The sequence below is a fragment of the Streptomyces sp. TN58 genome (genome assembly GCF_001941845.1).
Classification (GTDB): Bacteria; Actinomycetota; Actinomycetes; order Streptomycetales; family Streptomycetaceae; genus Streptomyces.
Genome location: NZ_CP018870.1, coordinates 890,886 through 903,338, shown reverse-complemented (window position 1 = coordinate 903,338; position 12,453 = coordinate 890,886). Strand labels below are relative to the sequence as shown.

12 protein-coding genes are annotated in these 12,453 nt (G+C 73.7%); 9 read left to right on the top strand and 3 right to left on the bottom strand.

Translation table 11 applies throughout. The annotated features are described in order from the left end of the window. The first annotated feature begins 17 nt into the window (after positions 1 to 17). The 4 genes from BSL84_RS04170 (at position 18) to BSL84_RS04155 (ending at position 3,230) form a co-directional block, all read left to right on the top strand. Entirely contained in the window at positions 18 to 611 is a 594-nt protein-coding gene (locus tag BSL84_RS04170; protein WP_030027505.1) for a histidine phosphatase family protein, read from the top strand. Between the two features lie 98 nt (positions 612 to 709). After that, positions 710 to 2,218: an APC family permease gene (locus BSL84_RS04165; RefSeq protein ID WP_030027506.1), complete on the top strand. Its 1,509-nt coding sequence runs from the start codon at positions 710 to 712 to the stop codon at positions 2,216 to 2,218. A 16-nt stretch (positions 2,219 to 2,234) separates the two neighbouring features. Beyond that, on the top strand, positions 2,235 to 2,663 hold the full coding sequence (locus tag BSL84_RS04160; protein WP_075969831.1) for a universal stress protein: 429 nt from the start codon (positions 2,235 to 2,237) through the stop codon (positions 2,661 to 2,663). Between the two features lie 39 nt (positions 2,664 to 2,702). Continuing rightward, on the top strand, positions 2,703 to 3,230 hold the full coding sequence (locus BSL84_RS04155) for a GNAT family N-acetyltransferase (protein ID WP_030027508.1): 528 nt from the start codon (positions 2,703 to 2,705) through the stop codon (positions 3,228 to 3,230). 35 nt (positions 3,231 to 3,265) lie between these two features. Here BSL84_RS04155 and BSL84_RS04150 read toward each other — a convergent pair whose 3' ends face one another. The 3 genes from BSL84_RS04150 to BSL84_RS04140 form a co-directional block, all read right to left on the bottom strand. Continuing rightward, positions 3,266 to 4,543 carry a cation:proton antiporter gene (locus BSL84_RS04150; RefSeq protein ID WP_030027509.1) on the bottom strand — a complete coding sequence of 426 codons (1,278 nt, stop codon included), beginning with the start codon at positions 4,541 to 4,543 and terminating at the stop codon, positions 3,266 to 3,268. Further along, positions 4,530 to 5,150 (bottom strand): flavin reductase family protein, encoded by a 621-nt coding sequence (locus BSL84_RS04145; protein ID WP_234308449.1) that lies wholly within the window; start codon positions 5,148 to 5,150, stop codon positions 4,530 to 4,532. Before BSL84_RS04145 ends, BSL84_RS04150 begins: the two co-directional genes overlap by 14 nt. Positions 5,151 to 5,234: 84 nt before the next feature. Further along, positions 5,235 to 6,836 carry a tryptophan halogenase family protein gene (locus BSL84_RS04140; protein WP_030027511.1) on the bottom strand — a complete coding sequence of 534 codons (1,602 nt, stop codon included), beginning with the start codon at positions 6,834 to 6,836 and terminating at the stop codon, positions 5,235 to 5,237. A 176-nt stretch (positions 6,837 to 7,012) separates the two neighbouring features. Here BSL84_RS04140 and BSL84_RS04135 point away from each other — a divergent pair, with 176 nt between their 5' ends. From BSL84_RS04135 to BSL84_RS35980, 5 genes are all read left to right on the top strand, one after another. Continuing rightward, entirely contained in the window at positions 7,013 to 8,017 is a 1,005-nt protein-coding gene (locus BSL84_RS04135) for an AfsR/SARP family transcriptional regulator (RefSeq protein WP_075969830.1), read from the top strand. Positions 8,018 to 8,144: 127 nt separating this feature from the next. Continuing rightward, the gene (locus BSL84_RS04130) at positions 8,145 to 9,656 is read left to right on the top strand and encodes an aldehyde dehydrogenase family protein (protein ID WP_075971963.1); all 1,512 of its coding nucleotides are present in this window, start codon (positions 8,145 to 8,147) and stop codon (positions 9,654 to 9,656) included. Then, the gene (locus tag BSL84_RS04125) at positions 9,653 to 11,479 is read left to right on the top strand and encodes a non-ribosomal peptide synthetase (protein WP_078849036.1); all 1,827 of its coding nucleotides are present in this window, start codon (positions 9,653 to 9,655) and stop codon (positions 11,477 to 11,479) included. The genes BSL84_RS04130 and BSL84_RS04125 overlap by 4 nt, the downstream gene beginning before the upstream one ends. 3 nt (positions 11,480 to 11,482) lie before the next feature. Beyond that, entirely contained in the window at positions 11,483 to 12,229 is a 747-nt protein-coding gene (locus BSL84_RS04120; protein ID WP_075969829.1) for a thioesterase II family protein, read from the top strand. A gap of 44 nt (positions 12,230 to 12,273) precedes the next feature. Beyond that, positions 12,274 to 12,453: an MbtH family protein gene (locus BSL84_RS35980; protein ID WP_030657510.1), complete on the top strand. Its 180-nt coding sequence runs from the start codon at positions 12,274 to 12,276 to the stop codon at positions 12,451 to 12,453.

Below are 12,453 nucleotides of genomic sequence, written 5' to 3'. Positions count from 1 at the left end.
GGCATAGGGTCCGGAGGGTGAGCGAACTGCTGCTGGTGAGGCACGGTGAGACCGCCTGGAGCGCCGACGGGCGGCACACCGGGCGCACCGACGTACCGCTGACCGCGCGCGGGGTCGAGGAGGCCGTCTCCCTGGCGCCCTCCTTCCGAGGCCGGCGCCCGGCGCTGGTGCTGACCAGCCCGCTGCGCCGGGCCGTCGCCACCGCCGATCTCGCCGGGCTCACCGGCGCCGGCATCGACTCCGATCTCTACGAGTGGGACTACGGCGGCTACGAGGGCATCACCACGGCGGAGATCCGGCGGAGCACGCCCGACTGGTCCCTGTGGACCCACGGTGTCCCGCCCGGGGACGCCGACCACCCCGGCGAGAGCGCCGCCCAGGTGGGCGCCCGCGCCGACCGGGTCCTGGCCCGGATCGCCCCCGTACTGCGCGCGGGTGACGGCGACGTGGTGCTCGTCGCCCACGGGCACGTCCTGCGCGTCCTGACCGCCCGCTACCTGCGCCTGGAGCCCGAGCACGGCCGGCTCTTCCTGCTGCGCACGGGCACCGTCAGCACCCTCTCGACGGAACACGGCCTCCCGGTGATCGCGGGCTGGAACACCCGCCCCTGACCCGCCCCTGACCCGTCCCGGCCGGCCCCCGGCCTGAGCGCACTCACCTCAAGCCCTCTCACCTCGCGCGCCGGGACCGCCTGCGTGAACATGCGTACATGAGCCATGACGGTGCGGGCGACGGCCCCGCGACGCCCACCCGGGAAGCGGGGCTCAAGGCCGACGCGATCGGATTCCTCGACGCGCTCGTCATCGGCCTGAACTCCACCTCGCCCGCCTACTCCCTGGCCGCCGTCCTCGGCCCGATCGTGGCCCTGGTCGGGATCTACGCACCGGGCGTGATGCTGGCCTCCTTCGTGCCGATGCTGCTCATCGCCGCCGCCTTCTACTACCTCAACAGGGTCGACCAGGACTGCGGCACCACCTTCTCCTGGGTCACCCGGGCCATGGGCCCCTGGGCGGGCTGGCTCGGCGGCTGGGCCATCGCCATGACGGGCGTACTGGTCATCGGCTCGCTCGCCGACGTCGCCGTCAACTTCGGACTGCTCGCCCTCGGCCTGGACGGCTGGGCCGCCAACCCCTGGATCCGGCAGGGCCTCACTGTCGCGGTCATCCTGGTGATGACCGCGATCTGCGTCATCGGCACCGAGCTGTCCGCCCACCTCCAGGACGTCCTCATCCTGGCGCAGGTCGCCTTCCTGCTCGCCTTCGCGGTGGTCGCCATCTACCGCGTCTACGCCGCCACCAGCACCCTGGAGGAGATCGAGCCGTCCCTCACCTGGCTCAACCCCTTCGGCGCCGGCGGCGCCGCCCTCACCGGTGGACTGCTGCTCGGCGTGTTCATGTACTGGGGCTGGGAGTCCGCGGTCAACCTCACCGAGGAGGTCGAGAACTCCGCGACCGCACCCGGCCGGGCCGGGATCTGGTCCACGGTGATCCTGCTGGTCACCTACCTGTCCGTGGGCTTCGCGGTCGTCGCCTACGCGGGCACCGCCTTCCTCGCCGAGAACGCGGCCGAGGAGGAGGCCGTCTTCGCCGTCCTCGCCCACGAGGTCATGGGCGGCTGGGACTGGACGGTGCTCCTCGCCGTCTGCACCTCCGCCCTCGCCTCCACGCAGACCACGATCATCCCCGCCTCCCGCACCGCCCTGTCCATGGCCCGCCGGCACGCCCTGCCGCCGCACCTCGCCCACATCCACCCGCGGTTCAGGACCCCGGACGTGAGCACGTGGTGGGTGGCCGGCATCGCCATCGGCTGGTACCTGATCGTCAACCAGATCAGCGAGAACGCGCTCCTGGACTCGCTCACCGCGCTGTCCCTGCTCATCGCCTTCTACTACGCGCTCACAGGCCTCGCCTGCGCCGTCTACTACCGCCGCCACCTGCTGGAGGGCCCGCGCAACCTCCTGCTCATCGGCGTCGGCCCGGTCGTCGGCGCCGGCCTGCTGTTCTGGCTGCTGGTCGAGTCGATCGGCGACATGGCGGACCCGGAGAACTCGGCGAGCGGCGTCTCCTGGCTCGGTCTCGGCCCGCCGCTGGTCATCGGGATCGCCATCGCCCTCGCCGGCGTGCTCGTCATGTGCTTCTGGCGGGTACGCGACGGCAGGTTCTGGCAGGAGCGCCGCACGGTGGTCGACCCGGCCCTCGTCCACACCCGCAAGCGCTGAGGAGCAGGAGCACCCGATGTCCGTGGTTCTTGGATACGACGAGTCGCCCGGCGCGGAACGGGCCCTGCAGGTGGCGCTGGAGGTGGCCACCGCCTTCGGCGAGCCGCTCGTCCTCGTCTACGGAGCCGCCGCCCCGGGCAGCACCGGCGAGGAGTACCGGGCCCACCGCGAAGCCGTCCGCCAGGCGGGGCGCAGCGCGCTGGCCCACGCCGTCGAGGAGGCCGACGCCGCCGGGGTCCCCTCCACGGTCGAAGTCGTCGACGAGAAGCCCGCCCAGGCCCTGCTCGACGCCGCCCGCCGCCACGCCGCCCGGGTCATCATCGTCGGCAGCTGGGGTGACAGCCCGATGCGCGGCGCCCTGCTCGGCTCCACCCCGCACAAGCTCCTGCACCTCTCGCCGGTCCCCGTGTTGTGCGTGCCGACCGAGAGCGCGCCGCCGCGGTGAAGACGGCACGACGGCGGCCCGCCTGCCTACGATGCCCCGATGACGGAAATCCAGCGGCTCCGAGCCGAACACGCCCCGGCCCTGCTCGCGTTCGAGCGCGCCAACCGCGCCTACTTCGCGCAGTCGGTGCCCGACCGCGGAGACGCCTACTTCGCCGACTTCGACGCCCGCCACGGCGCACTCCTCGCCGGACAGGCGGCCGGCCGTGACCACCTGCACCTGATCATCGGAGGGGACGGGGAGGTGCTGGGCCGGGTCAACCTGATCGACGTCGCGGACGGCTCCGCCGAGCTGGGCTTCCGCGTCGCGCAGCAGGCGGCCGGCCGGGGACTGGCCACCAGCGCCGTCCGGCAGGTCCTGGTGCTTGCCGCGCACACGTACGGGCTGCGGTCCCTGCGCGCCGCCGCGACCGCCGACAACACCGGATCGCGCACGGTCCTGCAGCGCACCGGGTTCCGGCCGGTCGGCGAGACCGTACTGGACGGCCGCCCCGCCGTGCGCTACGTACGGGACCTGACGGAGGTACGGGACCCCGCGGAGGAAAGGCAGCGGCCGGCGGGCGCCTGAACAGCCGTCAGGCACCCGCCGGCCGGGGCCGGTCGTCAGGGGCGGGAGAGCGCGCTCCGCGGTGGGCACGGCGCCCGGTCGGGCGGGATCACCTCCTCGGCGCGCAGCCGGGTCAGCGCCGGGCTGGTGATCGCCGTCGTCACCAGCGCCATCAGCACGAGCATGGTGAACAACTGTGGCCCGATGACACCCAGTTCCAGTCCCACGTTGAGCACCACCAGCTCGGTCAGCCCCCGGCAGTTCATCAGAGCGCCGATCGACAGGGCCTCCCGCCAGGGTCTTCCGCAGATGCGGGCCGCGCCCGCCGCGCCGCCCCACTTGCCGAGGAAGGCGACCGCCAGCACCGCGGCCGTCCAGAGCCACAGCTCGGGCGAGGCGGTCAGGCCCCCGATGTCGGTGCGCAGTCCCGTGTGCACGAAGAACAGCGGCAGCAGCACGGGCACCGCGAAGGCGCGCAGCCGGGCCGCCGACACCTCTATGCGTCCCCCGGTGCGCGGGGTGACCACCCCGAACAGGAACGCGCCGAAGAGCGCGTGCACGCCGATCCGGTCGGTGGCCAGCGCGGACACGCTCAGCCCGCTGAAGAGCGCCACCAGGACCATCGCCTCCCCGGCGCGGTCGGCGCGGCCCGCCCAGCGGGCCAGTAGCGGCCGTACCGCGTACAGCATGAACAGCGTGAAGGCCGCGGCCAGGCCGGCCGTGGCGGCCGCCTCCATCGGGGATCCGGCGGAGGAGAGGGCCACCACGAGTGCCAGCAGGCACCACGCGACCACGTCGTCCACGGCCGCGCAGGCCATCGCGAGCGCCCCGAGCGGGGTTCCGTACAGGCCGCGGTCGATGAGTATCCGGGCCATCACGGGGAAGGCCGTGACGCTCATCGCGACGGCCATGAACAGGGCGAACGGCATCCGCTCCACGCCGTCCGGGGCGAAAACGCCGTACATCGCCAGCGCGAGGAGCGCGCCCAGGGCGAGCGGCAGCAGCATGCCCGCCTGGCTGACGGCGACCGCGACCCTGGTGTGACCGCGCAGGTTCTTCAGGTCGAGTTCCAGGCCGACCAGGAACATGAAGGCGAGCAGACCGAGTTGGCCGAGCACCGAGGTGTAGGGCAGGACGGACGCGGGGAACAGCGCGTGCTGGGCCTGTGGCCAGATCCAGCCCAGCAGGGACGGGCCCAGCAGGATGCCGGTGGCTATCTCGCCCACCACCGGGGGCTGGCCGAACCGGCGGCAGACCGCGGCTCCCGCCTGGCAGGCGAGGATCACCGCCGGAACGGCGACCAGCAGGGCGGGCAGCGGATCAGCCGACGACACGGGTGCCTCCCTCGGCCGCGCCGGGGCTCAGCGCGGCGGCCGGGTCGAGGAGGGCGGCCGGCGGCGGTATCGAGGCCGCCTGCGACCACTGGGCGTAGCGGCGCAGACCGTACAGCAGGGGCTGCGGATCCTCCCGTACGGTCACCCGGCGGACCTCGGCGAAGACGGCCGTGTGGTCCCCGAACCCGATGGTCCGCACCACGGCGCAGTCCGCCACGGCGTGCGCGTCGGCGGTCAGGTGCGGCCCGCCCGCTCCCAGCGGCAGCCGCCACTCGATCCGCTCGAAGCGGTCGGGCGCGCCCGAGGCGAACAGGTCGGAGGCGCCGCGGGCCCGCTCGTGCAGCAGGTTGAGGGCGAACGCGCCCTGCCGGAGCACCACGGCGAGGGTCGGGCTCGCCGACCGTACGCACACCAGCACGGTCGGCGGTTCGAGTGCGACGCTCGCGACGGAACTGCAGGTCAGTCCATGGGGGACGGTGTCCGAGTCCAGGGTGGTGACGATGGACACCCCGGTGGGGAAGGCGGCCATGAAGGGCCGGAGGTCCGCGCGGCGGTCTCTTGCCGACTCGTCCGGCGCGGCGGGGTGGGGCGCGGAGCGGTGGGGCATGTCTGACTCCTGAGGTGGCTGGAAGCGACAGCGGCCCGGCAGCCGGCCAAGAGCCGTGCTGCCGGGCCGCGGACGCGGAGGGCCTTACGCGCCGTGCAGGTGGCGCAGGTAGTCGTAGGCGCTGGGGAGGGTTTCCAGCAGGTTCTGCTGCTGGCGCTTGACGGTGTCGAAGAGCGGTTCGGCGCCGGCCACGGACTCGGGCCGGTGGGCGAGGGTGGGCAGCGGGGCGTCCGGCTCCAGACCGAGGCCGGCGAAGATGCAGTAGTAGCTGCCGTTGGTCCAGAAGTTGCGGAACTCCGCCTCGAAGTTGCCGTAGTACGTCGACTCGTCGGTGATCGGGGAGTTGATGGGCAGGCCGGCCTTGTAGGCGGAGATCTTCTGCTTGATGTTGTCGGGGAGGACCAGCTTCTTGTTGGCCTGCCAGAACGGCGTGTCGTTGCGCGGCGCGTAGAAGAAGTGCGCCTGGATGAAGTCGCGGGTGTCGTCGAACATCACCTCGATCTCGTGGTTGAAGCTGTCGATCAGGCCCTCGTTGAAGGTCTTGTCCGGGAAGTGCTTCGCCAGCTGGTAGATCGCGGCCGTGATGAAGTAGATGCCGGTCGACTCCAGCGGCTCCAGGAAGCAGGACGACAGGCCGATGCTCACCACGTTCTTCACCCACGCGCGGCGGTTGCGGCCGACCCGGAAGCGGATGTGGTTGAACTTCGTCTCCTCCACGTCCAGGCCCCACATGTCCGCGAACTCGCGGGTGGCGGTGTCCTGGTCGGTGAACTTGCTGGAGTACACGTAGCCGGTGCCGAAGCGGCCCAGCATGGGGATCTTCCAGGCCCAGCCGGAGGACATGGCGATCGCCGAGGTGTACGGCTCCACCCCGTTCGCCTCGTCGTCGTGCGGGACGGCCGTCGCCACCGCGCTGTCGCACAGCAGGTGGTCGCTCATGTCGATGAAGGGCTCCTGCACCGCCTGGTTGATCAGCAGCCCGCGGAAGCCGGAGCAGTCCACGAACAGGTCGGCGTCCAGGGCCAGCCCGCCCTTGGTGTGCAGCGTCGTGACATACCCGCGGGAGTCCTGCTCGACACGGACCATCTCGTCCTGGACGTGGTTCACGCCCTGCTTCTCGGTGGCGAAGCGGCGCAGGAAGTCGGCCACCAGCTGGGCGTCGAAGTGCCAGGCGTACCGGGTGGCCGGACGGCCGTCGAGCCAGCGCGGGGCCTTCATCGCGTCCATCACGGGAGGCTCGCGGAAGCAGGCGTAGTCGAACGGCTCGGTGGTGCGGCCCTCGTACTTGCGCTTGAACCAGTAGTGCGACAGCGGCGTCTGGTCGTAGTCCGGAAGCAGCCCGAAGGGGTGGTAGAAGTGGTCCGGGCCGCCGCCCGGCAGCTCCCGCGCGGTCGACTCGCCCTGCCCGCCGGTCCGCCAGTTCACGAAGCGCACCGCCATCTTGAAGCTGGCGTTGCACTCCCGCATCCACTCGTCCTCGGCGATCCCCAGGTAGTCGAAGAAGGAGCGCTGCAGATTGGGGACGGTGGCCTCGCCCACCCCGATGCGCGGGATCGTCGGCGCCTCCAGGACGGTGATGTCGACGGTTCCCTGGAGCGCCTTGCCGAGATACGCGGCCGTCATCCAGCCGGCCGTGCCGCCTCCCAGGATGACGACCTTCTGAAGCCGGGTGTCGGTGCTGGTCATGAAACAGCCCTCATTTCGGAGTCGGCGGTTCGGGTGGTCGTGCTCATCAGTGTCGAAAAGCGCCCTATCACCGGCCTACACCGAAAGGATCCAGCCGTTGTAGGCCCGTTGTAGGCCCCCCGAACACACTCGTCTCGCAGGCACAGCGGCAGGCGGACGAGCACCGGGAGGACGCGATGACCACCGCAGCGACCGAGACAGCGGGGCCGGCGGTACGCGTCCGCTTCCTGGGCGATTTCGAGCTGACCGTGAACGGCACACCCGTACGGCGCTGGCGGGCCGGCAAGGCCCGCGGCCTCTTCCAGTACCTGGTGCTCCACCGCGGCCAGATGCTCACCCGCGACCGGCTCTACGCCTCCCTGTGGCCCGGCACCGACAGCACCTCGGGCAGCTCCCTCAAGGTCGCCGCCCACGCGCTGCGCCGGGTGCTGGACGCCCACCCAGACCGCCCCGGCGACTCCGGGATCCAGCTGGTCTACCGCGACTTCGGATACGTCCTCAACGTCACCGGTCTGTGGAGCGACCTGGACCGCTTCCAGGAGCTCGTGCACGCCGGCCTGCGGGCCGCCACCGCGGGCGACACCGCCCTGGCCAGGACCAGGCTGCGGGCGGCGATCGCCCTGTACGGCGGCGAGTTCCTGCGCGGCGAGAGCGCCGACTGGGTCGTCGAACAGCGCGAATACCTCAGGGCGCTGGCCCTGCGCGCCCTGGGCGTGCTGCGCGCCGACGCCGAGGACCGCGAGGACTTCGTGGAGCTGATCGAGCTCTGCAAGCGCACGCTGGAGATCGACCGCCACCACGAGGAGACCTACCGCGCGCTGATGGCCGCGCACGGCCGACGCGGCGAACTGGCCTGCGTACGCCGCTGGTACGAGCTGTGCGCCCGTCGGATGCGCGACGAACTGGCCGTGGCGCCCGGCCCCGAGACCCAGCGGCTGCTGCGCGCCCTGATCCCGTCCGCGGCCCGCGGCGCCGCTCCCGTGGCGGCGTCCGCCCCGGCCTCCGTCGGCGGCGCCCCCGCCACGGTCCGCGCGCTGCGGCCCGCCGGGCGCCAGCCCGGGACACCGCCGTGGAGCGCGGAGGTCCGCGGCCCGGCCCTGTCCCGGCCCGTCCGCAGGGCCAGGCCCGACAACAGGGCCCCGGCCGTCCTGGCCCGCACCGCCGACCCCGCGACCGCGTGACCGACACCGCTGTTCAGCGAGCCCGTGATTTCCGCGACCGAGTGAGGAACCCACCGTGACCGTGCTGACCGTGCCGACCGTGCCGCAGGACTCCAGACCGCCCGGCGACGAGCCGAACGCGGGCCCGCTGCCGCCCCGTTACACCGACCAGTGGATCGGCGGCGCCTGGGTCGCCTCCGAAGCCGACGGCCGCCTCGTCGTGACCGACCCCGCCACCGAGCGCGCCCTGGCCACCGTCCCGGCCGGCACCGCCCGGGACGCCGACCTCGCGGCGCGCGCCGCCGCCGGGGCCTTCGAAGGCTGGGCCGCCACCCCGCTGCGTGAGCGGACCGCCCTGCTGCGCAGGGTCGTCGAGGCCATGGAGGCACGGGCCGACCGCTTCGCGGAGGTCATCACCGCCGAGGTCGGGGCGCCCGCCCGGATGGCCCGCCACACGCACGTCGGGCTGTCCCTCGGCATGGCCGCGCACTGCGTCGAGACAGCCGCCTCCCACGCCTTCGAGGAGCGGGTGGGCCACTCGCTCGTCGTACGCGAGGCCGCCGGGGTCGCCGCCTGCATCACCCCGTGGAACACCCCCCTGCTGCTCACCGTGCAGAAGATCCTCCCGGCGCTGGCGGCGGGCTGCACCGTCGTGCACAAGCCGAGCGAGATCACCCCGCTGCACGCCCGGCTGCTCGCCGAGGCCATCGCCGAGGCGGACCTGCCGCCCGGCGTCTTCAACATGGTCGTCGGCACCGGCGACACCGTCGGCACGGCCCTGGTCACCCACCCGCTGGTCGACGTGGTCTCCCTGACCGGCTCCACCCGGGCCGGCCGCCAGGTCTCCGCGCTCGGCGCCGACCGTGTCAAACGCGTCCACCTCGAACTCGGCGGCAAGAACGCCAGCCTCGTCCTCGACGACGCCGACCTGGCCGCGGCCGTGGCCGCCACCGTCGACCAGATGCTCTTCAACACCGGCCAGACCTGCCTTCAGTGGAGCCGGCTGCTGGTGCCCCGGGACCGGCAGGACGAGGCCGTGGAGCTCGCCTGCCGGGCCATGGACGGCTACACCACCGGCGACCCGCGCGATCCGGCCACCGACCTCGGCCCGCTGGTGTCCGCGGCCGCCCACGCCCGCGTCACCGGCTACATCCGCCGCGGCGCCGAGGAGGGCGGAGCCCGCCTGGTCCGCGGCGGCCCCGACCGGCCCGCCGGCCTGGACACCGGCTACTACGTCCAGCCGACGGTCTTCGCCGACGTCGACCCGCACACCACGATCGCCCAGGAGGAGATCTTCGGACCGGTGCTGTCCGTCATCCCCTACGACGGCGAGGAGCAGGCGGTCGGCATCGTCAACGGCACCCGCTACGGACTGCACGGCGCGGTCTGGTCCGGCGACGACGCCCGCGCCGAGCGGGTGGCCCGCCGATTCCGCTCCGGCCTGGTCGACGTGAACGGCGGCCAGTTCAACCCGGCCGCCCCGTTCGGCGGGTTCAAGCAGTCCGGGATCGGACGCGAGTGCGGCACGGCCGGACTGGAGGCCTTCCTGGAGACCAAGTCGATGCAGCTCCCGCAGGGCGCGGGGGGCCAGGTGGTCGGCCCGCGGCTGCGGGCCACCGAGGCCGCCCGCCCCGCGGACACCGAGAGGAACGACGGATGACCGAGCCCCATGCCGGGGCGGCCGGGGCGAGCGCCCCGGGCGCGCTCCCGCCGCTGTTCGCCCGCCTGGAACGGTGGACCCGCGAACAGCCCGACGAGACCGCGGTGAAGGCCGCGGACGGCAACCTCACCTATGCGGCGCTGACCGCCCGCACCGCCCGCTACGCCGCCGCCCTCACCCGCGCCGGAGTCGGCCCGGACACCCCCGTCGGGCTGCTGCTGGGCCGCTCCCGGGAGAGTGTGCCCGCCCTGCTCGCCGTCTGGAGCCTGGGCGGGACCGCCGTACCGCTGGACCCGGGGCATCCCGTCGAACGCCTCGGCGGGATACTGCGCGACGCCGGCGCGGCCGTACTCGTCGCCACCACGGTGCCCGCCGGCCTGGAGACGGGCGGCATCGGCCTCCTGACCCCCCGCGAGGTCCGCCGCGGCGCCCCCGGGGCGCTCGCCGTGTCCCCGCCCGCCCCCGACGGCTGCGCCTACCTCATCTACACCTCGGGAACCACCGGCCGCCCCAAGGGCGTCGAGGTCACCTACCGCGGCCTGGACACCTTCGTCACCGCCCTCCAGGGCCTCGGCCTGCCCGCCGGCGGACTCGGACTCAACGCCGTCTCGCCCGCCTTCGACGGCTGGCTCTGGTGCACCCTGCTCTACCTCGTGCACGGGCAGGGAGTGGCCCTCACCGACCTCTCCCTCGACGGTCTGCGCCAGGCCGCCGCGGAGGGCCGCGAACCGCTGCCCGCCGGACTGCGCACGGTCTCCCTCACACCGTCGCTGCTCGCCGCCCACGGCGCGGGCCTCGACTCCGCCGAGGTCGTCGTCGTCGCCGGGGAGGCCTGCCCGGCCGCACTGGCCGAGCGGTTCGCCCACGGCCGGCGGCTGCTCAACGTGTACGGGCCCACGGAGGTGACCATCGCCGCCACCTGGGCCGACAGCCGACGAGGGGACGACGTGACCGCCATCGGACGACCGCTGCCCGGCTACCGGGCGTACGTGCTGGACGAGGAGCTGCGGCCGGTGGCCGCGGGCGCGGAGGGCGAGCTCTACCTCGGCGGACCCGCCGTCGCCCGCGGCTACCGGGGCCGCCCCGGGCTCACCGCCAGCCGGTTCCTGCCCGACCCCTTCCAGGGCGGCGGCACTCGCATGTACCGCACCGGCGACGTCGTGGTGCGCCGCGACAGCGGCGAACTGGAGTACCGGGGCCGCCGGGACGACCAGGTCAAGATCCGCGGCCACCGCATCGAGCTCGGCGAGGTGGAGCGCATCGCCGCCGAACTGCCCGAGGTCGTCGCCGCCGCCTGCTGCCCGCTGGCCTCGGGCCAGAGCCTCGGCCTCGCCGTCGTCGCGGCCCCCGGCGCCGCCGACCCGGCCGGGCTCGCCACCCGCGTCGTGGAGCGCTGCCGCAAGCAGCTGCCCGAGGCCGCCGTACCCGGCACGGTACGGGTGCTGGACCGGATCCCGACCCTGACCACCGGCAAGGCCGACCGCGCGGCACTGGCCCGGGCCCTGGCCGAGCCGGAGCACGGAGACGGACCGGACACGGCCGCCGGCGCCAGCCCCAGCGAGCGCACCGTGATGACCGTCTGGGCCGACGTGCTCGCCACCGAGGTCCCCGGCCCCGAGGCCGACTTCTTCGAGCTGGGCGGCCACTCCCTGGCCGCCGCCCGCGCCGTGTCCGAGCTGCGCCGGGCCACCGGACTGCGCGTCGGCCTCGGTGCGCTGCTGGCCCGGCCGACGGTCGCCGACGTCGCCGCCGAGATCGACCGGCTCGCAGCCGAGCGGGGCGGAGCCGCCACCGGTGCGGCCGGCGCCGCCGAAGGGGCGTAGGCCATGGGCACCTGGATCTCCACCTGGACGGCGGACCCCGCCGACCCGGCCCTGCCCGTACTGCTGTGCCTGCCCCCCGCCGGAGCCGGCTGCCAGCAGTTCCGCGCCTGGCAGCCCGCCCTGGAGGGCCTCGCGCAGGTGTACGGCGTACAGCTGCCGGGCCGGGAGAACCGCTGGCGCGAGCCCATGCCGGACACCTTCGACGAGGCCGTCGAGGCCATCGCGGCCGAACTGGTGTCCACCGTCGGGAGGCGGCCGCTGATCGTCTTCGGGCACAGCTTCGGCGGCCTCCTCGGCTACGAGGTCTCCCGCCGGGTCACCCCGCGCGCCCTCGTGGTCAGCGGCTGCCGGGCCCCCGGCCACTGGACCGGGGCCGGCCGCGGCATCGTCGACGACGGAGAGGAGCTGGACAAGCTCTTCGACACCGCCGGCCTCGACCCCGAGCTGCTCGACGAGGACACCCGGGCCCTGATGGTCGGCATGCTCCGCAAGGACGCCCAACTGTCCCTGAGCTACGTCCACCAGCCGGGCGTCCCCCTCTCCGTACCCGTGCACGCCTGGGGCGCGGACGGCGACGAGACCGTCAGTACGGCCGACCTGGACGGCTGGGCCGCGGTCACCACCGCCCGGTTCACCCGGCACACCACCACCGGCGGCCACCACGCCGTCCTGCGCCGCCCCCGGCCCGTACTGGACCACCTGAGCGCCCTGCTGCGGGGCGAGGGCGCGCCCCTCACCCCGACCGTCTGACAGCCCGCCCGCCCGTACCCATCGGCCCGAGCCCGGAGGACATCGTGCCCACCACCCACCAGGTCCTCGTGAACCACGAGGGGCAGTACGCGCTGTACCCCGCGACGCGCGAGACGCCCGACGGCTGGACGCCGGCCGGCTTCGACGGCACCGAGGACGAATGCGCCGCCTTCGTCGACGCCCACTGGCCCGACATCCGCCCGCTCAGCCTGCGAGGAGCCTGA

Bases quoted from the DNA above. Each gene is read 5' to 3' on its own strand.
- BSL84_RS04165 (WP_030027506.1), top strand. From the start codon at position 710: ATGAGCCATGACGGTGCGGGCGACGGCCCCGCGACGCCCACCCGGGAA.
- BSL84_RS04160 (WP_075969831.1), top strand. From the start codon at position 2,235: ATGTCCGTGGTTCTTGGATACGACGAGTCGCCCGGCGCGGAACGGGCC.
- BSL84_RS04155 (WP_030027508.1), top strand. From the start codon at position 2,703: ATGACGGAAATCCAGCGGCTCCGAGCCGAACACGCCCCGGCCCTGCTC.
- BSL84_RS04145 (WP_234308449.1), bottom strand. From the start codon at position 5,150: ATGCCCCACCGCTCCGCGCCCCACCCCGCCGCGCCGGACGAGTCGGCA.
- BSL84_RS04140 (WP_030027511.1), bottom strand. From the start codon at position 6,836: ATGACCAGCACCGACACCCGGCTTCAGAAGGTCGTCATCCTGGGAGGC.
- BSL84_RS04135 (WP_075969830.1), top strand. From the start codon at position 7,013: ATGACCACCGCAGCGACCGAGACAGCGGGGCCGGCGGTACGCGTCCGC.
- BSL84_RS04125 (WP_078849036.1), top strand. From the start codon at position 9,653: ATGACCGAGCCCCATGCCGGGGCGGCCGGGGCGAGCGCCCCGGGCGCG.
- BSL84_RS04120 (WP_075969829.1), top strand. From the start codon at position 11,483: ATGGGCACCTGGATCTCCACCTGGACGGCGGACCCCGCCGACCCGGCC.